Origin of the sequence: Oceanobacillus chungangensis (genome assembly GCF_003369565.1) — a bacterium.
Taxonomy (GTDB): Bacteria; Bacillota; Bacilli; order Bacillales; family Amphibacillaceae; genus Oceanobacillus; species Oceanobacillus chungangensis.
In genome coordinates, this window is record NZ_PIOD01000008.1 from 66795 (window position 1) to 92546 (window position 25752).

The following is a 25752-nucleotide window of genomic DNA, read 5'->3' on the forward strand; positions in this document are numbered from 1 at the left end:
AAATCTTTGGGAGATGAATAAATAAATACTACAAATCATTCATAAGGAAGGAGGGTCTTCAATGATCTTTCGTTGGGATATTATTATTGAATACTTACCATATTTATTGCAAGGTACAATGCTCACAATCGGCCTTTCTTTAGGATCTATCATCCTTGGATCCGTGTTAGGATTGTTTATAGGATTAGGCCGCATTATTAGTAACAAGATATTATCCTCTCTGTTTTATTGTTATATAACGGTATTTCGTGGAACACCGTTATTGGTTCAAATTTTCTTAATCCATTTTGGAGTAGTTCCATTATTTGCTGGGGAAACAAATGCAGTTGTTGCGGGAGTAATTGCCTTATCCTTAAATGCAGCAGCATATATTGCAGAAATCTTTCGTGCAGGTATTCAGTCAATTGATAGAGGACAAATGGAAGGGGCACGATCACTTGGCTTGACTCACTCTCAAGCAATGCGTTATATCATTTTACCGCAAGCTTTTAAACGGATGGTCCCGCCTCTTGGAAATGAGTTTATTGTTTTATTAAAGGATTCATCATTACTCTCAGTTATTGCAGCCCCTGAATTAATGTATTGGGGAAGAGCAATGGGTGGCCAGTATTTTAAAGTATGGGAGCCGTATTTAGCGAGTGCATTCATTTACTTGGTGCTCACGATTACCTTAAGTTCCCTACTTAATCTGCTTGAGAGGAGGCTGAGGACAGAATGATTAAAGTTGAGAATTTAAAAAAGTCGTTTGGACATAATGAAGTGTTAAAGGATATTAATGTAAAAGTTAAACCGCAAGAGGTTGTGGTAGTAATCGGGCCATCAGGATCAGGAAAATCAACATTTTTAAGATGTATCAATCAACTAGAGACAATTACGTCCGGTAGAATTTACATTGAAGGTGTAGACACGACCGATAAAAAAGTAGATATCAATAAAGTTCGTATAGAAGTAGGGATGGTATTTCAGCACTTTAACCTTTTTCCGCATAAAACGGTCCTCGAAAATATCATGCTTGCTCCACTAAAAGTTAGGAAGGTTTCGAAGGAGCAAGCGGCACAAAATGGCCGAGAGCTATTGAAGAAGGTAGGGCTTGCTGAAAAGGAGAATGCTTATCCAGATTCACTTTCAGGTGGACAAAAACAGCGGGTGGCGATTGCGAGGGCGCTAGCAATGGAGCCGAAAATCATGCTTTTCGATGAACCTACATCAGCTTTGGATCCAGAAATGGTCGGTGAAGTTTTAGAGGTTATGAAACAGCTTGCAAAAGAAGGAATGACAATGGTTGTTGTTACACATGAAATGGGGTTTGCAAAAGAAGTGGGCGACCGAGTTATCTTTATGGATGAAGGTTTCATCGTCGAAGAAAACATTCCAAAAGAGCTGTTTGAAAACCCACAGCAAGAGCGGACGAAGTCGTTTTTAAGTAAAGTTTTGTGATTGAATATCGTATTTGCAAAGCACCAGTCGCTATGGCTGGTGCTTTGCATCTTAATCGGTTAGTAAGAAAACAGATTGGTGAATAGTTTTTTATATTGAAAGAATAAGATTCTATAAGAAAATACTATCTCACCATCGGATCCTGTCCCATGTGAGCTTTGAGGAATAGTCTTCAAGCTTAGTAATTAACTTGGTATTCAGACGAATTTTAAATCACATTTTCATATATTTTATCAATTTTTTCATCGAGGAGATCCATGTGTACAATACGTGCCTCACGTATATATTCTTTTCCTTTAACAAAAAGCAATAATACAGGAACGGTAAAAATAGAAAAACGGCCAGCGACTTCTTCCACTTCATTTGCGTTAATATGGCCAAGTTTAATCTTGGGGTATTTCGTCATTAAAAGCTGAACCTGTGGCAGCAGTCCATGACATACACTGCAATCTGGACGTGATATATAGAGAAATGAAAGTGTGTTACCTTTTATAAAACGATCTATTGTCTCCATATTGTTCAGCTCTTCAAATTCTCTCATGTCTAACCCTCCATAAAGGTTTCCTTTGAATCTATAGAATAACAAAGAATATGCGTTAGGTCACGGATAGATGTTTAATACTAATAAGTAAAGGAAATATAATATTAAACGATATATCTGAGGTGAAAAATATGAGTAGTAAAGATAATAAATCACCAAAAGAAAAAAAACGAAATGCCTTTGAAGAAGGTCAGGAATTTGTTGATCCAATACCAATAGAGGACTTGAAAATAGAAGTGGAAGATGAAAGGGAAAAATTTAAGACCAAGGATGATTCACAAAGTGAACGTAAGTATAAGAGAAAGGATAATAAATAAATATCGAATGTGGGATATGAAGCCCCAAATTTCTAATGAGAAATATAATACACCTAATCTCAATACATCATTAGGGATGATAAATTGATCAGAACCATGGTTATTACAAAACATTGGAGAAGGTTAATTAAGATGAAATTTTGTGAGCGTTTAAACATGGGGTTAAATTCTGAGTATTATCCTATAATGTAAATCAAGGGCGTCTCAATCGTTAATGTAACGATGAGACGTCTTCTTTTTTATTCTCAGAAATATGCTGGAATCATTTCAAAATGAATATCGTAAATATCCGTTTTAATGTTATTAATGTTAACCATGGTTAGCTGTCCTTTTTGATTGAAGTTTCACTTTATGGGCTATCAGAGCTGTAACTCGATTTTTGCAATTCTTACTATTTTTTACAATAAAATCAATAAGTTGTTAATAATAAAGGAGAGACTCTTTAGCTATAATAATCGTTATTGCTGCAGTAATTATAGATGGGAAGTGTATAGCAACAAAATTAAATTAGCAGATGGGTTGAAAACGGTTATAAATAGTTATGAGAAAGAGATTTTAATTCCTTATCTTTATGGTGAATTAACTATATGTCAAAATAAGAGGTACGTTCATGTTCAGATTAATAAAGAAACTAATAAAATTAGGATTGATCATTGTCATCCTTGCTGGTTCAATAATTGGTTTATTTGGCTATTTTAAATATAAAGAAGCAATTAAAGAGATTCCCATTACAGAAAAAGTTGCATCTATTAAAGAAGATGAAGGTTTCACCCCTATAGACGAAATCACTCTGGAATTTACGGATGCGATTGTCGCCATTGAGGATCATCGCTTTTATGAGCATGGTGCTTTTGATTTTATCTCACTCGTCAGGGCAACTTTCGTCAACTTAAAAGCCAGAGAAATCATACAAGGCGGCAGCACATTAACACAACAAGTTGCGAAAAATATTTATTTTGGCAATGATCAAAGTTTTATTCGAAAAGTTGCTGAACTATTTGTCTCTTTAGACCTTGAAAGATTATACAGCAAAGATGATATTTTAGAACTCTATGTCAATATCATTTATTATGGAGAGGGTCATTATGGCATTAAAGAAGCTAGTGAAAACTATTTTGGAAAATTACCTTCTGAACTAAGTTACGATGAGGCAACTCTCTTGGCAGGCTTTCCGCAAGCACCAAGCGTTTATAGCTCAAATATTGATATGGCGAAACAAAGACAATCCGAAGTAATGAAGGCATTAACTGAATATCGAAGTGAATAGAGAGGTTGCTTTGAGAGCTGCAATAGCCATCCAAATCAGTGGGCTCATCCCCGCTGATTATTTTATCACTTTCGTTAGTTGAGTACGCGACAAACAGAAATCCACCTGCTATGCGGGTGGTTACGATTAGTGCTATGGAAGTGTAATCGTAATTGCTCAAGAGATTACACTTCCAATGCAGCTTCTTTGGTTGCTGTCTGCTGAAATTCTTTATGTTTTAAAAAAAGCATCAACCTAATTTGAGTAAACTACTTATTCCCCAGCAATACACCCTAAACTTACCTATATTTTCTTCATCAATTTAAACCATTTCTTAAAGATAAACCTGCATAATTCACCCCATATCCAGCTATAAAAAAAAGAAAAAATGTAAATAAATCCTATAATTTTAAGTGAAGGAGATGTACTGGCAACTGGTCCTAAAACAGGGAACTGAACAATATATAGAAGAAAACAAATTCCACTGGTTAATAATATTGACGTAAAAACGATGATGCCAATTCTTCTTTTTAAAATAAGAAGCGCTATTCCAATACCTAAGCCTACTATCCCGGTTGTAAACAGGAAAATAAATGACTCGTCAGGTTGGATTAGAATCAGTAAAAGAAACGTTAAAATGTAACTTTGAAGTCCAAAGGGAATTGATATGATGGTGCAAATTAGGATAGGTAGAGTTGCAAAAGGACTGATGAAATAACCGATTCCTGGGAGATAGTTTCCGGTTGACTGCAGGATTGCTGCTAGTGCAGACAAAAGGGCGGCTAATACGAGTTTTTTTGAACGAGAAAACCTATTAAAATGATGGTGGAGCTCGTATGATTCATGTGATAAAATGCTAAACCAATTCATGAGGTCCTCCTTCTTTTCTTACAGCAAATAAGCTTTATTACTCCATCCTTTTTTGTACATAAGATACTTCAGAAATTAGAACCTTAGATGTTATATATGAAGGACAACTGACAAAAATACGGATTAAAACTTAAAACCTCTGTTAAAGATGTTGACAAAGAGATCGTGCTATATATGTGTATGATATTAAGTGGATTTCCGTAATGTTAAGGTCCTTATTTGATACTAATGGAACGGTTCGAATCATACTCTTTTAATAGAAAGCAATTAGAAGGGGTGTGAAGTTAGTTGGTAAAAGTTAAGGTTAGTTTACAGCCGATTGTAAGTAAAATAAACTTACCCACTGTTTTGAAAACAGCGATACTTCCTGGCGACTCAATTGAAAGATTATTTATTGCAACCCAGGTAGGAGAGATTTTCTACATAGGAAACGGGACTATAAGGACTTTTTTAGATATTCGTCCGCAAATCATAAAACTTGGTACCTCTGAACAAGGTGTTTCTAGTAGTGGATATGATGAACGGGGACTCTTAGGGTTAGCGTTTCATCCAGACTTTTATTATAATGGTCTGTTTTATCTTCATTATTCAGTAGCAGGAACACAGGGTCCAGGTGCTCTTTCTGAATCATTTAAGCCTAACCCGTGTAATCCGGGTACTTTAAACCTAAGATGGACAAATAGAGAAACTCATTATGATCATATTGATACAGTTGAAGAATGGATTTTACATATGAATGGCTTGCCTCAAAAACGAAGAACATTACTTAATTTAAGAAGACCATTTTTTAATCATAATGGTGTCAATAGCTTAAACTTTTCACCTGAAACCGGAAACCTCGTGTTAACTACTGGAGACGGTGGATTAGGCTATGATCCATTTAATTTAAGTCAGGACGATATGGAAATCGCGGGTAAAATTATTGAGATTGATGTAGCGAAGAATACATTTATCAATAATCCACCTGTAGTCACACGCTTTAGTGAACTTCCAGCACCTATTCAGGAAACGCTTACAGTAATTGCCAAAGGGGTTCGCAATATACCGGGTATTTCATATCAAAGGTTTTACAATCAGTATATCAAATATGTAGGAAATGTCGGACAGGATTTGGTAGAGTCGATTTTTTCATTCGTTCATTATAAACCAATACCGGTTACTCAACTTATTCAAGCTTCTTTAATGAAACCTATACCTGATCTAGAAGGATTTATTAACTTTGGCTGGCGGGGGTGGGAAGGTGCTTTTCCAACTTCTTTCATAAGGAGATGCACTACAAATCCGGCTTTGGATGAGAAAACGATTGCTTATTTCAATGAAGCAATCATTTCTTCGGTGAAGCGTATCCAGCCTTTAACTAGTTATTATCATAAAGATCCCCGACCCGAGAAGTTTGGAGGAACTGCACTTACAGGAGTGCAGGCCTATACGGGGAACGCAATCCCAGATTTAACGGGAAGCGTCGTTTTTACCGATCTTGCTACAGAATCTCAGCCGATTAGAGGAGGATTAGCTTTTACCAGGGTAAGTGCAGATTGTAAACTAAATGATTATAGTGTTATTGAAACCGATTATAATTTTGGGTCCGAGACAGCTTATTATGTTACTTTGGGAACGAATCTGGACCAAACAAGACTGTATTTAGGGGTATATCGCTCTATGAAAGTGACTGATCATAACCAAGGTACTATTTTTGAAATTGTTCCATGAGTTAGCTATATATGCTACTTAATACCAGATAAATCCCTTTCTTAGAAAATAAAACAAACAAGAGAGCAATCATGTTCCCTCGTTTGTTTATTTTTTAGAAACTGCAATTTTTAGGTATGAAACCAGTGAATGAAATTATCCTTAATTTTATTTTTCTTACATAAGATAGTAACCGAAATAAGATAAGACAAACAAAAAGACTGTTAGCTCATTGTTATAATTTAAGGGGCTTTCCTATATCTAGAAGCGCCTTTTTCATGCTATTACCTATCAGATAATCTCATAATTTTTATGTCCAACAACTGTCTTATTTCCTTCAAACTCCAGATTGGTAGTGTTTTCGGTAACAGATACAATCACTGAATTATCATAGATCTTTTCGACGACACCTTTTACCCCAGACTTAAAAGAAATTACATCACCGACTCCTGCAATATTACTTATTTCCAATGTATGTACCACCTTTACATAAAGTATCTTGTTGGATATTTATCTATCTTTTTTATAATTTAACATCCAACGAAAAACATATTATATAAATTACCCCATTTTAGGATTATAATTCCAGGTTACCGTAAAAATGTAAGGAAAGTTTAAAGAAGACATTATAATTTCTTTACAATTTTAGATGCTTTTGTTTAGTTGTCATACTTCTTAGGGTTTGTATATTTTTTGTTGGAGGGGCCATGTCTCGTACAGCAAGTGTCAGAGGTTGTTTTATTTTAACCTCTGACAGATTCCTTAAAAGGATAACTATTTACGGTTATTGTGTTCATTATTGTTATTTTTGATCTTCTGATCATAATTGACATTATTGAGAAATTGATATTCATTTCCATCCGAAAATTCAACAAGTACACCTTGATTTTGCTTGTTATTATTTTCGTTATTGGAATCCTTACGTTTGTTATCGTTCATAATATACTCTCCTTTGTTTTCATTTACTATTCCTCTAAGTGTTTAAGAATGTATGCTATACAAAGAATTGCAATAAGATTATGATGCCCCATTTACAAAAAATAACCCTTGAATCTTGATAAAGTATTTCCGATATACCAAAGCCCATTTGGTTTTTAGGCCTAGATATATAAAGAATCTCCTACATTTTTGTAAGGGAGTGCCTTCGACTTTTTAAATACGCCCAATGCTTTCGAGTATATAAATATTGTTTTATTAAGTTACTTTGAAAAGTTTTCTAAACAGCTTGACATACATATACTTGCATGGGTAAAATTGACCTTTGTTTTTATTGAATTATGATTGTATACAATTTTTTTAGGCGGAAGGAGGAATCAATAGTAAGTTTAGAATTTAGGTCTAAACCGTTTCATATTCAGTTAAGACAAATCTTACAAATGAATAATACACATGAACTCTACATGCATTGATCTGCTGGAGTACATTTAATTCTTTTAGGAGGTGGGGATATCATGACTATTCCCGATAAGAAAATGCTTAGGCGTGTTGTTGCGTCAAGCTTAATTGGATCGACAATTGAATGGTATGATTTCTTTCTTTATGGTGTTGTAGCTGGTATTGTATTCAATCAGCTTTATTTTCCAACAGGTAATCTTTTCGTTTCCACTATGCTTGCTTTTGGAACATTTGCAGCTGGTTTTGTAGTAAGACCAATTGGTGGTATTATATTTGGGCATTTCGGAGATAAAATTGGACGTAAAAGTATGCTAGTTTTGAGTTTAACGATAATGGGAATTAGTACAGCTTTGATGGCCTTTTTACCAACATTTGGGCAAATAGGGATTATCGCGCCGATTTCCTTGGTGCTTTTACGTATGATTCAAGGTTTAGCATTAGGTGGAGAATGGGGAGGAGCTGTCCTTATGACTTTCGAACATGCTCCCGAAAAAAAACGAGGATTATATGCTAGTCTTCCTCAAATTGGTCTTGCTATAGGTCTTTTATTAGCATCAGGAGTGGTAGGGCTATTGTCGCTGCTACTTGCAGAAGATCAATTTCTACAATGGGGATGGCGTATAGCATTCGCTATTAGTGCACTATTAGTATTTTTAGGATTATGGATCCGACTAAATGTGGATGAGAGTCCAGAATTCAAAAAGTTCAAAGAAGAAAAAGAGGATTCAGGTATTCCTATCAAAGAAATGTGGCGTGGGAATGTTGGGAATATAATTGCTGGTATGGGTGCAAGGTATATTGACGGTGTTTTCTTCAATATTATGGGTGTCTTTTCCATAACTTATCTTACACAAAACATGGATATTTCACAAAATGTCGCTTTATTAGGTGTATCTGCAGCAGCCTTTGTAATGTGTTTCTTTATTCCTATCTTTGGTTATATTTCAGACCGTTTTGGAAGAACTCGGACATATTGGTATGGAAGCCTTGTTACCGGATTTTCTGCGATACCAGCTTTCTGGTTCATGTCAAACAGTGGCAGTAGTACTGTAGTAATATGGTTATCCATCATTATTCCATTAGGTATTTTTTATGCCGCAGTTTATGGACCTGAAGCAGCATTATTTTCGGAACTATTCGATGCAAAAGTGAGATACACTGGGATATCGTTCGTATACCAGTTTTCCGGAATATTTGCTAGTGGATTGACACCTATGGTTGCTACTTATTTATTAAGTTTGAGTGATGGGTTCCCTACTTACCTTGTCCTTTACGTTATTTTTGCTGGTATTCTCAGTGCGATTTCAGTACGCTGGATATCCTTAAACAAAGCTAAACAAGGGACTCTCGGAAACAATAGATAATATATTAAATCTAGCTGTAGCGGACTGCTTCCCATGAAGCAACTCTCTACAGCTAGGCAAATTAATGATTACTTAACACTGTGATTATTTGAAAAAAATATTACATTAAAAGGAAGTGATGCTCTTTCCGTTGGAAAGATATCGTGGATGTCGATACGAATGCAGGTAGATTTGGCTGCAAGGTAGCGGTTGATAGATATGTTTTCCAATTTCGTCTCTCATTTTACTTTAAGAAGAAAGAAGAACCATCAATAACTTCAACATCTTTTCTTGTTTTTATTTCATCCATTAATTTAAAAAGAGCCTCATCTTTCCTCTTAGCCTCAATCATACAATCAATTTGTGGAATACTATCCTTTATTACTTTAAGGAATCTAAAAAACATATCGGTATCTACATAATTCGAATGATGGCGGAATGCTTCATTACTCTTAGGACTTGATATATGCATTTTTATTGGTAGCGGAGAATGCTTCCATGTCTGCATAACTCTGTTCCAATTGATTTCCCAATTATCATCCTTGTGATAGGCAAGATGATGATGATAATCGAAAACTAAGGGGATATTGAGCTTTTCACATAAGTAGAGTGTATCTTCTAAAGTAAAAGAAGTATCATCATTTTCAAGCATAATCATATTTTGAATCACTTTTGGAACGTTCATCCAATTATCTACAAAGCGTTCCAGTGAAATTTCGGTATCATTATAATTACCACCAACATGCATGACACAGCGATGTGTTGGGTCAATTCCCATCCCCTTTAATATTAAGTAATGCAGCTTTAAGGTTCTTATTGAATTTTTCAAGATATCCTTCTTTTTTGAATTAATGATAACAAAGTGATCCGGATGAAAATCAACTCTTAGTTTATGCTTTTTTACGAAATCACCAATCTCACGTAGCGCTTCTTCTAATGGCTTAATATAATTCCAATCAAGAAGCTCCTCGTGGTTTGCTAAAGGAATAAGGTGAGAGGTTAATCGATAGAAATGAATATCAGACGCTGCACTATGTTTTAATAATCTTAGTGTGTTGTGCAAATTTGAAAGTGCAATACGCTCTAATTTACGAATGGCTGCTTCCCGATCAGTAATTTTGTTAAATTGGGTAAACGTCATTGTTTTTGATGGGGATGCATTTTTAAGTTCCATACTCATCGCCACATAACCAAGCCGTACAATCGTCATTTATTCCACCGCTTCCTTTTTATTTATTTACTCAGCACGTTTACCATTCAACAGATGCGCTCGATATACGTTTGACTCCCCGAATTGCAGCTATTTCCTCTACAAGTCTCTGCATCGCAAGGTTCTTTTGTTTTGCTTCTATCATAATGTCAAAGTCCTGATTAAGCTCCTTTGCCATCTTTAAAAAGGGAAGGACAAATTCTAAAGAAACAAGATCGGCATGGGCACGATAGGCTTGTTCAGATTTTGGTGAAGAAATGTGGACTTTCGGTAGTATACCAACATTATTCCAAGTGTCAAATATACGGTGTAAGTAAATTGGGAGGTCATTCTCTACGTTATTCGCCATATAGTGATGATAATCGAGTACCATTGGAATGTTTTCCTTTTCACAAGCAAGAAGTGTTTCTTGAACGTCATACGTTTTATCGTCATTTTCTAGTGTCATATGCTTCTTAATTTCCTTTGGCAATTCTTTCAGATTTTGATGGAAACGGATTAATGATTTCTCCTTATCCCCATAGGCTCCGCCAATATGAATATTGATTAATCCCTTATCGAGAGCGTTCATTGCTTTGAGCATCTTAAAATGATAGTCCATACTTTTTACTGCGTTCACAGTTACTTCTTCTCTTGGACTTGTGAAAAGTGTAAATTGATTTGGGTGAAAGCTTACTCGAAGTTTAAAATGTCGGACTATATTTCCAATTTCTACCCATTCGTCTTTGAAAGGAGTCCAGAAATCCCACATCACTTCCGGATGGGTTGCTAAGGGGACAAGTGAGCTTGAAAACCGGTAGATTTCTATTTCATGCGCGATATTATAGTACAAAATTCGTTTTGTATGATATAAATTTTGTGCTGTTATAAATTTCAACTTTTCCATTCTCTCGTCTTTAGGAAGCGTTGAATACCGTGTAAAAGTTAACGTTTTTGATGGACTTGCATCCCATAAGCCTAATGCATTTGCTACATAGCCGAAACGAATCTTCATTTGTTTTCCCCTTTATTTAATACTTTGAAACGATGAATTTTAAAAAACAATGAGGTAAAAAGTCAATTATATTTATCTTCTGCAAAAGTCCTTGTATGTATTCACTAAAGCAGGCGTTACTCCAATCCTCGTAAATCGACATTATTTTCAAATAATTTATATAACAGCTGTTTAATTTAAACCACACAGGGAAGAGAACTAGTGAATGAATGTAAAGGAGGAGGTAGAGAATCATGAGCCAAGAAAAACATAACCAAAAGGATGAACAGCTCGATCAATTTCGGGTGAAGGATGAAGGTGAAGCACTGACAACCAATCAGGGACTGAAAATGGCTGAAGATGAGTTTTCATTAAAAGCAGGTGAGCGTGGTCCTACCTTATTAGAGGATTTTCATTTTCGTGAAAAGATGACTCACTTTGACCATAAACGGATTCCGGAACGTATCGTTCATGCCAGAGGGTTTGGAGTTCATGGTGAATTTGAAGTCTATGAGTCACTTGCTCCCTATACTAAGGCTAAATTCTTAAATAAACCTGGAAAGAAAACTCCTATTTTTGTCCGTTTTTCTACAGTAGCAGGTTCTCGCGGATCAGGAGACTTAGCACGTGATGTCCGCGGCTTTGCAACAAAATTCTATACAGAAGAAGGGAATTATGATTTGGTAGGAAATAATATAACTGTCTTCTTTATCCAGGATGGTATTAAGTTCCCAGACTTTATTCATGCAGTGAAACCAGAACCGCATAATGAGATTCCACAGGCACAGTCTGCACACGATACATTTTGGGATTTCGTAGCCAACAATCAGGAAACCGCGCATATGGTCATGTGGCATATGTCAGACCGTGCAATCTCAAGAAGCTTCCGAATGATGGAAGGGTTTGGAGTACATACATACCGCTTAGTCAATGAAAAAGGACAAGCCTTCTTTGTGAAGTTCCATTGGAAACCAGTGCTTGGTGTACATTCTGTTGTGTGGGATGAAGCACAAAAGATTAGCGGAAGAGACCCGGACTTCCACCACCGTGATTTATATGAAGCAATTGAAAACGGCGACTATCCAGTCTTTGAACTGGGCTTGCAGATTATTAATGAAGAAGATGAATTTAAATTCGACTTTGATATTCTTGACGCTACGAAGCTCTGGCCAGAAGAAGAAGTTCCAGTACAAATTGTCGGAAAAATGACGTTGAATCGAAATGTGGATAATTACTTTGCTGAAACGGAGCAAGTAGCCTTCCACCCAGGACATGTTGTTCCTGGTATTGACTTTAGTAACGATCCGCTCTTACAGACGCGTCTATTCTCTTACACAGATACTCAGTTGATACGTTTAGGTGGGCCGAACTTCCACGAACTACCAATTAATAAACCGGTTGCCCCATTCCACAACAACCAGCGTGATGGTTATGGACGCCAGACCATTAATACTAGTCCGGTGAGCTACCATAAAAACTCGCTGGCAAACAATACACCAGGACCGGTTAGTGAGGATGAGGGCGGATACAGCCATTATCAGGAAAAGGTGGAAGGCCGTAAAGTTCGCGCTTGCAGTGAAAGCTTTAAAGACCACTTTTCCCAGGCAATTCTGTTCTGGAACAGTATGAGCACTGTGGAGAAATATCATATCATTAATGCATTCAGTTTTGAGCTTGGGAAATGTAAAGAAGAGTCTGTACGTGAGCAAGTTTTAGAAATGTTCTCGAATGTCAGTCATGAGCTGGTATCTGCGATTGCAGAAAATCTCGGACTGCCTGTTCCCTGGAAAAAGGAAATAACGTATACAAAATCTTCACCAGCCCTAGGCCAGGAAAATACGATTAAGAAAACGGACACACGTAAAGTAGCTGTCATTGCGGCAGACGGATATTCAAAGGAATTATCTGCAATGATTAATGAATTAAAATCTGTAGGCATAAACGTTGAGGTTGTAAGTGACCATCAAGGCACCATTCAAGGTAATGACAACACGGAACTTCCTGTTGATCACACACTAATGACCGCAGACTCCGTTCTGTTTGATGCCGTACTGATTGCCAGCCAAAATGGAAAAACGCCGTTATTCAGATTTGAAGCACCTTATTTTATCAAGGAAGCTCTTCTGCATTACAAACCAATCGGTGCGATAAAAGAAGGGGCAGCCATTCTAGAGGAAATACAAATTACTGGACAAAATGGTGTCGTAATTGATAACAGTAAGCAATTTATCGAAGCTGTTCGTAAAGCAAGATTCTGGGATCGTGAAGGCAAGAATTAAAGTGAAGGGATAATTCCAACGACTAAATTTACAAATACGAGTTAAATGTTGAAATAATAAAGGGACTATACTATTAAAGTATAATGTTTTCTAGATAAAAAATAACTAAGGTTGTCCCTTAAGGATTGGGCGGCAACCTTAGTTTTCAAATCCTATTAATCATGGGAAATGCGTGTGTAGATCTAGCGAAGCTTGCTATGATTATTTTATTATGAATTTTCTACTTGAAGTGGTGGTGGGATTATCCAGCCTTTTTCTTTATTTAGCCTAAGTAACTTAGCCCCAAATAGTGCTTTTTCTGTATGGTACTTACCGAACATCATTGCAATATCCTCTCGTAGACATTGGCCCATTACCGCACTACAGGAAACGAGTCCTTGCCCTACGTTTACTGAAAGAATAGCACTAATTTCTGGATCCATGAACCTTGCACCAGCAGGAATTTCCTCTGTATTTGCTTGTGGACGTCCAGGTAAGGACGGGGGAGGAACCACTCCATTGTCTTTCAATAGTTTTTCGATTTCCTCATTTTCAGATTGCATCTTATGAATTGCTTCTTCAAGAAGGTCTTTGAGATCTTGATCCCCTGCGTGATTGACAAATGCTCCATACATGCTAATTAGTCCATTATTAGCTCCAACATATGTCCATGTACCAAATACTTCACCATAATGCATCGGTTCATTTTTTGGATTACCATCCATAATACCCAATAAAAGCACTCCCTTGTATATGTTTTTTCATAACTAGTATGTGGAGTACGGAAATATTTATACAACATATCAAAGGCAGAGTTGTTTTATCGTGATATGCACCTCAAGTTAATAATCCGTCTAATAAGATGTATAAAAGTGTTTTTACTCCTGTCCTAATAACTTCTTTTCTCTCTTCTCTGGTTTTATAGCCCAAAAGGTTAAAAGAGCAGCAAGCATACTTAAGAAAGCAAAAATAAGATATAAATGATTGGAGGCATTTTCTATTAACAAGGCCGTAAGAGGAGGACCAGCTGCAACACCTAAAAAGCGCATGCTGCTATAAAAGGAAGTAATGGTACCTCTTTCTACTTTTGAAATGCCACCTGTTATTAAGGTATCAAGACAAGGAAGGGAAAGACCAATTCCGATGCTGGTTATCGTTAGTAAGAGTATCATTAAGACAAGTCCTATATCCTTAGTAATAAAGGCTAATGCTGCGGCTGCTCCGCCATTACTTATTAAGATAACGGAACGCATAACAGTTTTGCTACCGCCGATTTTCTTGCCGCAAATATATGAGGAAAAACAGAGGAAAAGCAGTGGTACAGCGAGTACAAAACCTTTAAGAATACCGGTGATGTCATATTCTTCCTCTAAGAGTGAAGATAGATGAAATAAGAAACTAAACAGAATAAACATATTTAGGCAGCCAATGATAAACACAGCTATCAGCCACCGGCCATTATGATGAAAGGTTTCTCTAATTTCATCTATAAAATTCCGAAAGTTTTTTTCCTTGCTTTCTTTATTATTTTTAGGTACTTTTACGAATATAATAACCAGAAGAAGAGATATGACAGAAAGTACTGGAATAGAGGCAAAAGGAAGATACCAGATTGCCGCTGCAAGTACTGCCCCAAAGATAGGACTTAAAACTTTTCCAAATGTATTTGATGTTTCAATAATCCCTAAGCCGTTACTCAACTCTTTTTCATCTTTAAACATATCGCCGACGGTCGGTATAACAACAGGAAAAGCTCCTGCCGCTCCTGCCCCTTGCAAAAACCTGCCAACAAGAATAAGCATAAATGGATTTTCACCTTTCCAGGCAGCCCAGGTGGAAATAATACCGCCAATCGCTGAAATAATTAAACTCGGTATGATTACTTTTTTTCTGCCAATCTTGTCAGATAAATAGCCGGCAAGCGGTATAAGTAAAATGGCAATAATCGAGTACACAGTGATGATTAAACTTGATTGAAAAGAAGAAATACCAATCTCCCTTTCAATAATTGGCAAGACTGGGATGAACATAGAATTCCCCAATGTCATTGCTAACGGTATAGAAGCCAGAGCAAACAAGTCCCACTTCTTTTTCTTCATAATGTGCCTCCGCTGATAAATTCCGAATTTCTTGTTAGTACTTTCCCCTGTTGTATGGTGAATATACAGAAAATAATATAGAACAATAAAAGCTCGAATCGACAATGAACTCGATCCTTATGCTTAGAATGTTTAGGAATATTTTTTCAACGATGATGGGTGATATTTATAGAGAAGAGGTTAATGATGTTAAAGCTTTTGAATATCATAATTCTGTTGAGGGTGGGTACTGCTATCTCGCTTATTATTCTTCGATTAAGGACCATATTCTGACCGTAATATTTGATATAAAAATATTGAAATTAAGAAAGCAATATGGCTGCAGTAGAAAAAATCCATTAGAGAACTAAGAACCCCTTCGTTCAATATGGACGAAGGGGTGGACAAGAGTTTGAAAATTATCGTAAGCACAATCTCGATCTTAAGTTGTTTGGAAGTTATTTCGAGATTTTGTATTATTTCATGATGCTTTCAGTCAATTGTTTTTCTTTCCATACGACTGTAATTCCAAATCCTAAGACCATAATAACAGTAGCGAAAAGATACGGGTAGTGGATGTTTACGTCAAATAGTACCCCAGCCACCATAGGTCCAAAGATAGTACCTAAGCTCGTATAGGTCGAGTTCATTCCGGCTACAAATCCTTGTTCCTTTCCAGCGATTTTTGATAAAAATGTCGTCAATGCTGGACGAAGCAAGTCAAATGCGAGAAAGATGAAGCAAGTTACCGCAAGTACTGCTAAGAAACTTGTAATCACAGTAGATGCCACCGCCAGTATTGCACCTGTAATTAAACATAATTGGATTAGTTTCTTTTCACCAAGAATCTCTACCATCTTCCCGAATATAAATACTTGCACAATTACGCCAACGATTGAGCTTATTGTAATAATAGCTGCAATATCTTTTGGGGAAAAGCCAAATTTATGATCCGTAAAAAGACTAAAAACAGTTTCATATGCTGATAAACCGAAAGCGAGTACAAACACAATAATAAACGCTATAAAGTAGTTTGGGTTAAGTGACTTTTTTAAATCGCCGATAAAGTTTGTTTTCCCTGATTCAGCATAAATATCTGCAAGTTCTTCATTTGTCAGTGGCTCTTTTAAAATAAATATCGATGAAATACATGCTAAAAATCCAAGGCCAGCCGCAAAGAAGAAGGGCATACGAATACCATATTCTGCTATAAAGCCGCCAATTCCAGGTCCGATGATAAAGCCAGTGCTAATGGCAGCGGAAATATAGCCCATCGCTTTCGCTCGTTCCTGGATTAAAGTAATATCAGCAACATAAGCAGTAACAGCTGGCATAATGAAGGCGGCACTAATACCTCCTAGAATCCTAGCTAGATAAAGTAATGAAACGTTTGTTCCAGCCCCAAAAATAAGTTCGGATATACCAAAAATAAATAAGCCGATGATAATGATTTTCTTTCTGCCGAAACGGTCAACCCACCGACCTGCGAATGGTGACATAATTAGCTGTGCAACAGCAAATATAGCAACAAGATAGCCCATCGTACTTCCTGTTAAATGCATTATATTCATAAAAGACGGCATTACCGGGATAATAAGTCCAATTCCTAGAAATGCAAGGAATAAATTGCTTAGAAGAATAATGAATACCGTCTTCTGTTCTTTAATTGGTTTCTTCATATATTAACACCTCTTTCTGTATGAATCATTGATGAGAAATACCTCGCCAAAATACTGTCCAGGCGGCTGCTAATTTAGCCTTCAGCTTTTCCTCATCATTGCCGTATACTAGCTCTACCAAAACAGAATCGACTACACTTAAGAAGGCAAATGTTGGCGTTATTGCTGCATCTCCAATGATTAACTTAGCATTAATCCATTCCTGAAATTTTCCTTCCAGAATCGCCCGCTCTTTTTCTTCAATATCGGTGACTTCCCTTTCGATTACTTTTTCAAGATGTGCTGGCGGGAAAAAGGACATACGTAGCCAAAACTTTAACTGCTCATCTTTTTGGAATAAATCGATGACCAATTGTAGATATCCATATAAAGCTTTTTCTGGATTTTTTGAATCAACGCTACTGAAATATTGGACTGTTGAAGATAAATCCATCTCCTTCGCATCACGTAAAACCTGCAGAAAAAGATCATCTTTTCCTTTGAAATGAGCGTATATGGATTGCTTTTTCAAGCCGACATCTTTGGCAATTTGAGAAAGAGATGCGCCTTCATAACCATGGATCGTGAAGTATTTTAGTGCGGCATCCTTAATTTCGATGCTTTTCAATTATATCCTCCTCTAATTAACGAACGTTCGTAAGTTATTATAGAGAATTAAGTAAATGTAATCAAGTAAAAAATCTAGATGGAATCGCTGCTCGATACTAGTCTAACTGGACATTACTTTAATGTTTCCAGATTAATTGATAGCAGTTTGAAAAGAATTTCGGACATAAAACGATGTGCGAAATTTGTAATACGATATGTAGAAGAAGGAAGAAAGAGATATTTGGCTTGAAGGCAGTGATGTTATACCTGAAATATCAGTAGGATGCTTAGAGTATGCTTGGACAAAAATATTATGATTCTGGGGAGTATAACTCTATGTAATACTCCCTTACTATGTTATTTAAAAGAAGATACATCTTAATACATAATTTTATATTCCTTCTGAAATTTCTTCGGAGAAAGATTGTATTCTTTCTTAAACAGTCGATAAAAGCTCGAGTAATCAGGAAATCCACAATCCAAAGCAATTTTCTCCATGGAGTTTTTATTTTGTTTAATCATCGTTACGGCGTAAGATAAACGTTTTAATGAAACGTAACGGTAAAAGGGTAGGTTCATATTTTTCTTGAAATAGTGGGAAAAATAGTATTTATTTAAATGAAAATGATTCGATACATTATCTAAGCTTAGGTCCGACTCTGTTAAATGCGATTCAATATAATCTAGCACTGACGCAAACCTGATATCTAACTCGTCCTTTTTACTAAGATTTGGCTTACTGATTTCAGGATTGTAGATGACTTGAAGCATTTGGAATAATTGGTAGTGGAGTGCAAATGAATAAGCCTTTTGCCCATTATTCAATCGATTGACAATTTCATCAACTAAAGAGATTGCGTCTTGAAAGTTTTGAGAATGCAGATGTAATACATAAGAACCTTGTGTCTTTTGCAAAATAATACTTTCTTTCATTGCTGTTGAACTAGATACAAAGTCTGCCATTAGATCCTCGCTAATGCTAACAATAATCCGTTCGTAGCTATCGATATCCCTAACAATTGCGCGGTGAACGGCATAGGGAGGTATTACTACTACATCACCTCTCTTTAGGTGATACGTTTTTCCTTCACAAAAGAACTCACACTCTCCATCTAAAAATATCAGAATCTCCAGCACATCATGCATATGTAGCTGGAACAAAGACTCTAATTGGGAGAACATCTCGGCGGAGTCGCTAAACTTTTTATGCCAATCGTTGGATTGATTTTTAGGGTTAAGATAATTAATTTCAAATCCTTGATCTACTACAGGAATAAGAATTGGTTGTTTCATAAATTGTTTCCTTTCAAATGGCAATAGAAAAGGATACTAACTTGTCTTCAATTCCATTGCCAGATTGGCCATATCCAGCTCCAGCGCCCAGCGACTAGCGAGACTTCCCTCACCTTCGTACGATAAGTCAACATCGATTCGCTTACGCTCATCGTGTATCCTTTATCTCCTACGGTTCAGTCCAGTCCGTACGTCGCTAAACGGACGCCTACGCTTTTATTATAGCAATATTTACAATAAATTTAGCAATAAATGTTATATTTTTTTAGTTTTTTGCTGTTATAATAAATACTGTAACAGAAAGCGATAACAATTTCATTATCAATATGAGGAAGTACTACTGGCTTTTTTAATGGGAATGCTAATGACAATTTCCTGCTGTATTAATGAAATCATGTTTTGTAAACGGTAGACATTTCTACTAATTGATGTAGAACAATTAATATAGGTAAAATTTAACTTCACTATCATAACTGTGATTAAAGCGGTAACAATATGATTAAGATGGCAAGAACAATATTGGAGGAATTTAAGTGGCAGAGAATCATAAACAACCAGATTTAGAAGTTAGAGTCAAAAACATCATTGAAGTTGACGGATTGAAATTTAAAGATTTGAATAACGATGGGAAGCTAGATCCTTATGAAGATTGGCGACTAAGTCCAAAAGAACGTGCAGAGAACCTTGTTTCATTGATGAATATTGATGAAAAGGTCGGTATGATGCTGATTAATACTCGTAGAATGGGACTTTCTCAAGAAGATAAGGAAAAGACAAGCCACGATGGTATTTTAGATGAAGCGATTGTTGAAAAGGGTGAAAGTATTTTCGCTACATCAAAAGTATATGGTACAACACATACGATTGAAAAAAGGAATTTACGACATTTCATTTTAAGAGACAACTTTAGCCCAGCTGAAATGGCAGAGTGGATTAATAAAATGAATGAAGTTGCTGAAGGAACACGTTTAGGTATTCCTAATATAATTGCATCAAATTCACGTAATGAAAATGCAGAACCTATTTTTGGTATGAATGATGCTGGAGGGATTTTCTCTACATGGCCTGGAACATTAGGACTTGCAGCTGCAGCAAAGGGAGATATTAAAAACGGTGGCGATGCATCTCTAATTAGTGAATTTGCAAAAATTGCTCGCGATGAGTGGAATGCTACAGGAATTAGAAAAGGTTATATGTACATGGCGGATACGGTAACAGATCCAAGATGGCAACGAATTTATGGTACATTTGGAGAAGATCCTGAATTTATTTCCGATGCAATCAGTCGTCTTATCAAAGGATTCCAAGGTGAAGAACTAGGGGAAGACAGTATTGCAATGACAACGAAGCATTTCCCAGGCGGCGGAGCAAGGGAAAATGGATTTGACCCACATTATGTAGAAGGAAAATGGAATCTATATCCAACTCCGGGAAGCTTAGAGAAGTATCACTTACCACCATTTAGAGCAGCGGTAGAAAGTGGAACATCGTCGATCATGCCATATTATTCTATCCCAAGTATTAAAAAGAGTGTCGTACAAGAGTTCGAGGGTGAGGACATTCCTTTCGAAGAGGTAGGCTTCGCATTTAATCATTATTTCCTCAATCATATTCTTAGAGGTGAACTTGGATTTAAAGGCTATATTAATAGTGACAGTGGGATTATAAATAATATGAGCTGGGGAGTTGAAGAATTAAGTGAGGCTGAACGATTTGCTAAAGCAGTAAACGCTGGCACAGATATCGTTGCTGATACAAACGACATCGAAAATCTAAAATTAGCCATCAGCAAGGGATGGATCAGTGAAAAACGTATTAACGAAGCGAACGTAAGACTTCTTACAGAAATGTTTACTTTAGGTCTTTTCGATGACCGTACGTATAATTCACCAGAAGTTGCTACATCAGTAGTTAGTAACCAAGCGAATTGGGATGCTGCTTATGAAGCACATAAAAAATCTGTAACGATTCTTAAAAACCAAAACGAAACATTACCATTAACAGCTGACAAGCTAAATGATAAGAAGGTTTATGTGGAAGTTTTACACAAGGATTCTGAAAGAGCTGCAGCATACACAGAGAAAGCAAGAAAAGAATGTCAAGAACTTGGTCATTATACATTGACTGATAACTACGAAGAGGCTGACGTGGCAATTATGTTCTTACATCCAAAATCAGGTACTTATTTCAATGCAACTCCAGGTTTATTAGAACTTGATATTTGTGAAGATAAGGTATTATCAGGTTTGGATGGATCATTATATCAAGAAACTACATTAACTGGTATGAATCAACTAAAAGCAGTAGCAGACGATATTCATGATCGTCGTGGGAAAGTGGTAGTGAGTGTTAACGTGACATTGCCATGGATTCTTGGAAGTGTTGAACCATTAGCAGACGCATTAGTTGCTGGATATGATACTTTCTATAATGCACAGCTTGAAGTACTTGCAGGAAATACGAAACCAACAGGTGTTCTTCCATTGACATTACCAGCAAGTGAAGATGTAATCGCAGTTTATCAAAATGGTGATTGTGTATCTAGAAATGATGTACCAGGCTATGATAAGGACAAGTATATGCCTGAAGGACTAAGCTATGCATACAAAGACAGTGATGGAAACGTGTATAAACTAGGGCATGGATTAACTTATTAAGTGCCTGTGCGCGTGAATAATAGGGTGCCTGTCACTTCCCGAGTTTGTCAAACAATAGCATATAATTATAGCCGCATGTAAGGACAGAAAATGTTCCTACATGCGGCTTTTTGTAAAGAGCTATTAACAATCTTATAATTGAATTTATTAGAGTTAGATGCTATTCTTACATTAATTCATACTAATATTGTAGGAATTATTTATTATATGATTAGAATTTTAGGGGGAGAGCGTCGTGAGTAATGTTCCTTTAATTGTTACTACAGAATGGTTAGCTAAAAGACTAGATGATCCTAAATTAAGATTGTTAGATGCAACAACATTTTTAAAGCAACCGGAAAATGGTGGGTATTATGATGTATGGTCAGGTAAAGAGGCATATGAAAAAGGCCATATTCCTGGTGCTGTATACGCTGATTTACTTGAAGAACTTTCTGACCCGGACGCACCGTACAAATTTACCGTTCCACCAAGAGAACTTTTTGTAAATAAAATTAGCGATTTAGGTGTTGGAGATGATACGTATGTTGTCGTATATGATCAAGGATTTGCAACGGTAGGAGCGCCAATTATTGCTTCAGACTGGGCGTCGCGTCTCGCATGGCAATTGAATTATGAAGGGTTTGATAATGTCGCAGTCCTTGATGGAGGTTTTCCGAAATGGCAGGAGGAAGGACGCCCGGTAACGACAGAAACAGGTTCCTATCCGAAAGCAACATTTACTGGGAAACGCCGACCAGAGTTTCTAGCTACAAAAGAAGATGTAAAGAATGCAATAAACGATGAAAATGTCATTCTTGTTAATAGCCTGACGGAAGCTGATTTTAACGGAGAAACAGACACTTACGCACGAAGCGGACATATTCCAGGCAGTGTAAATGTATTTTTTGGCGACTTCTCAAATCCTGAAACGAAAGAACTTTATGATGACGAAGCACTGCGTGAATCATTTGAAAAAGTTGGAGCACTCGATCCGAATAAGAAAGTGATAACGTACTGTGGAAGCGGAATTGCTGCAACTTGGAATGCGCTTATCTTAAATAAGTTGGGCCAACATAATGTTGCGATGTATGATGGTTCGATGACAGAATGGACAGCAGATCCGGCATTGCCATTGGATAAAGTAGAAAAATAGAAATTTTGAAATTGAATCTATATTTATAGATAACTGAGCTATAAGTTAGAATGTGCGTAATGCCATTTGATCTTATGGCTTTTTTTGTAGGATCAGGAGTTTCTAGTCCAACCATTCAATCGTAGCATATGATCAGGGGAGCGCTCCGACCTAGTCAATAACAGCTCCATCTCTCACTCCATCCCTCCGCTAAGCAAAGCAAGTGCTCCGAATTAAAGACTAAACGCTCTAAGTTAATGCATCAGACAGAGGTGTCATTCCTCCAATTTATAGCAGCGCTGGTTTACTAGCCTTCATTATCCCAATTGTGGCATTTCAGTAAATAAGTTTAGTATAGATTAAATTTCATCCTGTTTAAAATTTTATAATTTATCTGAAAATAAGTATTGTAATATTTAAGATAATATCATATTATGGATATAAATCAAAAGATACATATCATTTGTTATATATCATTGCACAAGGAGAGTTACGATGGCACCGAAGAAAAAGTTTTCTAGAGAAGATATTATTAATGCAGCATTTGACATAGCTAAAGTGGAAGGACTCGAATCGATTACAATTAGGAAGGTAGCTCAAAAACTAGGAAGTTCGATCGCGCCAATTTATGTAAACTTTGATGATGTCGACGAACTAATCAAACAGGTGGTGATGAAAACGATGGATATGTCAAGACAAATGATAGCCGACCAAAACTCTGGGCAACCGTTCCGTGACGTTGGAATTGCGAGCCTTAAATTTGCGAAGGAATATAGTGTGCTATTTAGAGACCTAATTATGAAAAATAATACGCATATGCAATATGAAAGTAATGATATCAACCTTGTGATTGAGCAAATGGGTAAGGATCCAGTACTTGAAGGATTTACTAATGAAGAACTGAAAACCATTTTATTAAAAATGCAGGTTTTTCAAACTGGACTTTCGGTTATGGTAGCGAATGGACTACTACCTGAAGATTTCAGTGATGAAAGGATGATTGAGATGCTGGACAGTACTGCGGAGGATGTGATTGCTACTGCTCACTTTCGCAAAGATGGAGTGTTAGATGAAATAAAAAATAAAAAAGGTCTATGAAAGCTGCCATTTAATTGGCAAATAAAATAATTGGGGGTACATGATGATTCTCGATGCGAAAGGTGTCACCAAAGTTTTCCAAGGTCCAGGTAAGTCTAAGATGGTAGCGAATGATAATCTTTCTTTCCATATTCATGAAGGTGAAATATTCGGGCTTTTAGGACATAACGGTGCAGGAAAAACGACTTTGGTTAACCAAATTCTAGGGTTGCTAACTCCTACTAGCGGTGAAATTAACTTGATGGGCGAATCTGTACTCCAATCACCTACTCGAGCGCGATCGATTTGTTCTGTCCAACCTCAGTCTCAAATACCGCTAGGCTTCCTTACCCCAAAGCAAGCAGTTACGCTAATGGGAAAAATGCGAGCTAGAGAAAAATTTAATCCAAAGCGAGTAGAAATGCTGTTTGAAGCGTTGAATATGGGCGGCTGGGCAAATACAGCAGGTGAAAAATTATCTGGTGGTGCCCGTCGGTTGACAGCTTTTTGTATGGCAGTCATTGTTCCAGGTGAATTGGTCATACTTGATGAACCGACAAACGATGTAGACCCTGTTCGCAGGCGTTATTTATGGCAAGTAATTCGACAACTAACAAATGATGGGACTTCAGTTATTTTAGTGACGCATAATGTGGTTGAGGCTGAAAGGGCAGTAGATCGTGTGGCTATATTGCATAAAGGGAAGTTTCTTGCGCAAGGGACACCTTCAGAAGTAAAAGGTTCCATAAGCAATCAGATGCGGATGGAGGTTAGTTTAGCAAAGGGACTAAATGAAATTGATGTACCAAGCTGGGCGCTTACCTCAAATCATAAGGCTTCCCGCTTGATGTTTTCTATAGAATCATCAGAGGTGCCATTAACAATTGAGTGGGCGAGAGATAACGTTGATAAAGGTCATTTCATAGATTACTCCTTGTCCCCTGCAACAATTGAAGATGTTTATGTGGAATTAACTTCAGAAAAAGGAGCTGTCTGAATAATGATGAGTATGTTGAGTCACTATAAGCATGTTTTTCAAATGCAGTTTCTTAGAAATGCGGGATTTTTTGTAGTGATAGCTTTCATTCAAATATTGATATCGATAGGAATCGTAATTGGTTTTACGTACTTGATTCCAGACCCCAGTACTAGCAGCATCCTCTACTTAGCAACAGGAGCACCTACTATCATCTTAATTATTACGGGACTCGTTATTTTACCTCAACAAATTGGTACTGCCAAAGCTGATGGGTATATGGAGTATATAAAATCATGGCCTGTAAAGCGTTCTGTCATTCTCGGAGCGGATACAACTCTATGGATATTACTCACGATTCCGGGTATTATTGTTTCATCAATTGTTGCTTATTTTATGTTTAATCCTGGCTATGATGTTTCATGGACAGTAGTTCCAGCATTTTTCTTGATTGCATTAACATCGATTGGTGTTGGATATGGATTTTCTTACCTCTTATCTCCAGCGGCTTCACTCGGAATTTCTCAAGTAATCGTTTTTGGAGCTCTTATGTTTTCACCGGTAAACTTCCCGATGGAACGGCTTCCAGAATGGCTTCAGTCGCTACATGAAATATTACCAATTTATTCAATGGCTGAAGTAATGCGCGCGTCGCTCGCGGCTTCAACCTTTACTGCAGGAATAGAAAACTACATTAATTTATTATTATGGTGTGTATTAGGTTACGGCGGTGCTATCTTTATTTTAAATAAAAGGTAAACGTAGAGCAGAGAATATAGGTTGTTATTAGCTAAATTAGAATAGATAATAAACAGTAAAAAACCCTTTGACTTTTTGATAAGTTGAGGGGTTTTCCCATTGCTGTTGATAATAATTGTCGGCAGTCAAAAGAATATGCTTGATTCTTCTTGATTGTATAGGAGTAGGAGCAAATCTTATTCGATTTGCTCCACTGTACTTATAATAGGCCGGTGCTCCGACTTGTCCAGCGCCCAATATAGTAGTTACTGC

The 25752-nt window shown here is 36.7% G+C and carries 23 protein-coding genes; 12 read left to right on the forward strand and 11 right to left on the reverse strand.

What is annotated here, in order from left to right:
* Window positions 1–61: 61 nt before the first annotated feature.
* The gene (locus CWR45_RS08625; protein WP_115749460.1) at window positions 62–718 is read left to right on the forward strand and encodes an amino acid ABC transporter permease; all 657 of its coding nucleotides are present in this window, start codon (window positions 62–64) and stop codon (window positions 716–718) included.
* A complete protein-coding gene (locus tag CWR45_RS08630; protein ID WP_115749461.1) occupies window positions 715–1437 on the forward strand; it encodes an amino acid ABC transporter ATP-binding protein in 723 nt (240 codons plus the stop codon). Before CWR45_RS08625 ends, CWR45_RS08630 begins: the two co-directional genes overlap by 4 nt.
* Before the next feature lie 208 nt (window positions 1438–1645).
* On the opposite strand, the gene CWR45_RS08635 is transcribed toward CWR45_RS08630, so the two are convergent.
* On the reverse strand, window positions 1646–1978 hold the full coding sequence (locus CWR45_RS08635; protein ID WP_115749462.1) for a thioredoxin family protein: 333 nt from the start codon (window positions 1976–1978) through the stop codon (window positions 1646–1648).
* Between the two features lie 131 nt (window positions 1979–2109).
* On the opposite strand from CWR45_RS08635, the gene CWR45_RS08640 reads away from it, so the two are divergent.
* The gene (locus CWR45_RS08640; protein WP_115749463.1) at window positions 2110–2295 is read left to right on the forward strand and encodes a hypothetical protein; all 186 of its coding nucleotides are present in this window, start codon (window positions 2110–2112) and stop codon (window positions 2293–2295) included.
* Between the two features lie 610 nt (window positions 2296–2905).
* Window positions 2906–3562, forward strand: coding sequence for a biosynthetic peptidoglycan transglycosylase (locus CWR45_RS08645; protein ID WP_115749464.1), 657 nt, complete (start codon window positions 2906–2908; stop codon window positions 3560–3562).
* A 282-nt stretch (window positions 3563–3844) separates the two neighbouring features.
* Here the strand turns inward: CWR45_RS08645 and CWR45_RS08650 are convergent, their stop codons facing one another.
* Window positions 3845–4411 (reverse strand): hypothetical protein, encoded by a 567-nt coding sequence (locus CWR45_RS08650; RefSeq protein ID WP_115749465.1) that lies wholly within the window; start codon window positions 4409–4411, stop codon window positions 3845–3847.
* A 288-nt stretch (window positions 4412–4699) separates the two neighbouring features.
* Between CWR45_RS08650 and CWR45_RS08655 the strand changes: the two genes are divergently transcribed.
* The gene (locus CWR45_RS08655; RefSeq protein WP_115749466.1) at window positions 4700–6121 is read left to right on the forward strand and encodes a PQQ-dependent sugar dehydrogenase; all 1422 of its coding nucleotides are present in this window, start codon (window positions 4700–4702) and stop codon (window positions 6119–6121) included.
* A gap of 270 nt (window positions 6122–6391) precedes the next feature.
* Here the strand turns inward: CWR45_RS08655 and CWR45_RS08660 are convergent, their stop codons facing one another.
* Together CWR45_RS08660 and CWR45_RS19805 are read right to left on the reverse strand one after the other, a co-directional pair.
* Window positions 6392–6571: a DUF2187 family protein gene (locus tag CWR45_RS08660; protein WP_245975392.1), complete on the reverse strand. Its 180-nt coding sequence runs from the start codon at window positions 6569–6571 to the stop codon at window positions 6392–6394.
* 303 nt (window positions 6572–6874) lie between these two features.
* On the reverse strand, window positions 6875–7039 hold the full coding sequence (locus CWR45_RS19805; protein WP_170138830.1) for a hypothetical protein: 165 nt from the start codon (window positions 7037–7039) through the stop codon (window positions 6875–6877).
* Between the two features lie 512 nt (window positions 7040–7551).
* Between CWR45_RS19805 and CWR45_RS08665 the strand changes: the two genes are divergently transcribed.
* Window positions 7552–8859: an MFS transporter gene (locus CWR45_RS08665; protein ID WP_115749467.1), complete on the forward strand. Its 1308-nt coding sequence runs from the start codon at window positions 7552–7554 to the stop codon at window positions 8857–8859.
* 223 nt (window positions 8860–9082) lie between these two features.
* Here the strand turns inward: CWR45_RS08665 and uvsE (CWR45_RS08670) are convergent, their stop codons facing one another.
* Together uvsE (CWR45_RS08670) and uvsE (CWR45_RS08675) are read right to left on the reverse strand one after the other, a co-directional pair.
* Entirely contained in the window at window positions 9083–10048 is a 966-nt protein-coding gene (gene uvsE, locus CWR45_RS08670; protein WP_115749468.1) for a UV DNA damage repair endonuclease UvsE, read from the reverse strand.
* 40 nt (window positions 10049–10088) lie between these two features.
* Window positions 10089–11042 (reverse strand): UV DNA damage repair endonuclease UvsE, encoded by a 954-nt coding sequence (uvsE, locus tag CWR45_RS08675; protein WP_115749469.1) that lies wholly within the window; start codon window positions 11040–11042, stop codon window positions 10089–10091.
* A 233-nt stretch (window positions 11043–11275) separates the two neighbouring features.
* Between uvsE (CWR45_RS08675) and CWR45_RS08680 the strand changes: the two genes are divergently transcribed.
* The gene (locus CWR45_RS08680) at window positions 11276–13300 is read left to right on the forward strand and encodes a catalase (protein WP_115749470.1); all 2025 of its coding nucleotides are present in this window, start codon (window positions 11276–11278) and stop codon (window positions 13298–13300) included.
* A gap of 209 nt (window positions 13301–13509) precedes the next feature.
* Here the strand turns inward: CWR45_RS08680 and CWR45_RS08685 are convergent, their stop codons facing one another.
* The 5 genes from CWR45_RS08685 to CWR45_RS08710 form a co-directional block, all read right to left on the reverse strand.
* Window positions 13510–14013: a DUF3231 family protein gene (locus CWR45_RS08685; RefSeq protein WP_115749471.1), complete on the reverse strand. Its 504-nt coding sequence runs from the start codon at window positions 14011–14013 to the stop codon at window positions 13510–13512.
* Window positions 14014–14157: 144 nt separating this feature from the next.
* Window positions 14158–15378 carry an MFS transporter gene (locus CWR45_RS08690; protein ID WP_115749472.1) on the reverse strand — a complete coding sequence of 407 codons (1221 nt, stop codon included), beginning with the start codon at window positions 15376–15378 and terminating at the stop codon, window positions 14158–14160.
* Between the two features lie 455 nt (window positions 15379–15833).
* Window positions 15834–17036, reverse strand: a complete 1203-nt coding sequence (locus CWR45_RS08700) for an MFS transporter (protein WP_115749474.1) — start codon at window positions 17034–17036, stop codon at window positions 15834–15836.
* A gap of 25 nt (window positions 17037–17061) precedes the next feature.
* Complete coding sequence (locus CWR45_RS08705; protein WP_115749475.1) at window positions 17062–17643, reverse strand: TetR/AcrR family transcriptional regulator; 582 nt, start codon at window positions 17641–17643, stop codon at window positions 17062–17064.
* Between the two features lie 359 nt (window positions 17644–18002).
* Entirely contained in the window at window positions 18003–18917 is a 915-nt protein-coding gene (locus CWR45_RS08710) for a helix-turn-helix domain-containing protein (protein WP_115749476.1), read from the reverse strand.
* Between the two features lie 533 nt (window positions 18918–19450).
* Between CWR45_RS08710 and CWR45_RS08715 the strand changes: the two genes are divergently transcribed.
* From CWR45_RS08715 to CWR45_RS08735, 5 genes are all read left to right on the forward strand, one after another.
* Window positions 19451–21574, forward strand: coding sequence for a glycoside hydrolase family 3 protein (locus CWR45_RS08715; protein WP_115749477.1), 2124 nt, complete (start codon window positions 19451–19453; stop codon window positions 21572–21574).
* A 235-nt stretch (window positions 21575–21809) separates the two neighbouring features.
* Window positions 21810–22709, forward strand: coding sequence for a sulfurtransferase (locus tag CWR45_RS08720; RefSeq protein ID WP_115749478.1), 900 nt, complete (start codon window positions 21810–21812; stop codon window positions 22707–22709).
* 474 nt (window positions 22710–23183) lie between these two features.
* Window positions 23184–23786 (forward strand): TetR/AcrR family transcriptional regulator, encoded by a 603-nt coding sequence (locus tag CWR45_RS08725; RefSeq protein ID WP_115749479.1) that lies wholly within the window; start codon window positions 23184–23186, stop codon window positions 23784–23786.
* 43 nt (window positions 23787–23829) lie between these two features.
* Window positions 23830–24762, forward strand: a complete 933-nt coding sequence (locus CWR45_RS08730; protein WP_115749480.1) for an ABC transporter ATP-binding protein — start codon at window positions 23830–23832, stop codon at window positions 24760–24762.
* Window positions 24763–24765: 3 nt separating this feature from the next.
* Window positions 24766–25500: an ABC transporter permease gene (locus CWR45_RS08735; RefSeq protein ID WP_245975393.1), complete on the forward strand. Its 735-nt coding sequence runs from the start codon at window positions 24766–24768 to the stop codon at window positions 25498–25500.
* Window positions 25501–25752 lie beyond the last annotated feature (252 nt).

Excerpts from the sequence above, each read along its gene's own strand:
- CWR45_RS08625 (WP_115749460.1), top strand. The coding sequence starts at position 62 with ATGATCTTTCGTTGGGATATTATTATTGAATACTTACCATATTTATTG.
- CWR45_RS08630 (WP_115749461.1), top strand. The coding sequence starts at position 715 with ATGATTAAAGTTGAGAATTTAAAAAAGTCGTTTGGACATAATGAAGTG.
- CWR45_RS08635 (WP_115749462.1), bottom strand. The coding sequence starts at position 1,978 with ATGAGAGAATTTGAAGAGCTGAACAATATGGAGACAATAGATCGTTTT.
- CWR45_RS08640 (WP_115749463.1), top strand. The coding sequence starts at position 2,110 with ATGAGTAGTAAAGATAATAAATCACCAAAAGAAAAAAAACGAAATGCC.
- CWR45_RS08645 (WP_115749464.1), top strand. The coding sequence starts at position 2,906 with ATGTTCAGATTAATAAAGAAACTAATAAAATTAGGATTGATCATTGTC.
- CWR45_RS08650 (WP_115749465.1), bottom strand. The coding sequence starts at position 4,411 with ATGAATTGGTTTAGCATTTTATCACATGAATCATACGAGCTCCACCAT.
- CWR45_RS19805 (WP_170138830.1), bottom strand. The coding sequence starts at position 7,039 with ATGAACGATAACAAACGTAAGGATTCCAATAACGAAAATAATAACAAG.
- CWR45_RS08665 (WP_115749467.1), top strand. The coding sequence starts at position 7,552 with ATGACTATTCCCGATAAGAAAATGCTTAGGCGTGTTGTTGCGTCAAGC.
- uvsE (WP_115749468.1), bottom strand. The coding sequence starts at position 10,048 with ATGACGATTGTACGGCTTGGTTATGTGGCGATGAGTATGGAACTTAAA.
- uvsE (WP_115749469.1), bottom strand. The coding sequence starts at position 11,042 with ATGAAGATTCGTTTCGGCTATGTAGCAAATGCATTAGGCTTATGGGAT.
- CWR45_RS08680 (WP_115749470.1), top strand. The coding sequence starts at position 11,276 with ATGAGCCAAGAAAAACATAACCAAAAGGATGAACAGCTCGATCAATTT.
- CWR45_RS08690 (WP_115749472.1), bottom strand. The coding sequence starts at position 15,378 with ATGAAGAAAAAGAAGTGGGACTTGTTTGCTCTGGCTTCTATACCGTTA.
- CWR45_RS08700 (WP_115749474.1), bottom strand. The coding sequence starts at position 17,036 with ATGAAGAAACCAATTAAAGAACAGAAGACGGTATTCATTATTCTTCTA.
- CWR45_RS08710 (WP_115749476.1), bottom strand. The coding sequence starts at position 18,917 with ATGAAACAACCAATTCTTATTCCTGTAGTAGATCAAGGATTTGAAATT.
- CWR45_RS08725 (WP_115749479.1), top strand. The coding sequence starts at position 23,184 with ATGGCACCGAAGAAAAAGTTTTCTAGAGAAGATATTATTAATGCAGCA.
- CWR45_RS08730 (WP_115749480.1), top strand. The coding sequence starts at position 23,830 with ATGATTCTCGATGCGAAAGGTGTCACCAAAGTTTTCCAAGGTCCAGGT.
- CWR45_RS08735 (WP_245975393.1), top strand. The coding sequence starts at position 24,766 with ATGATGAGTATGTTGAGTCACTATAAGCATGTTTTTCAAATGCAGTTT.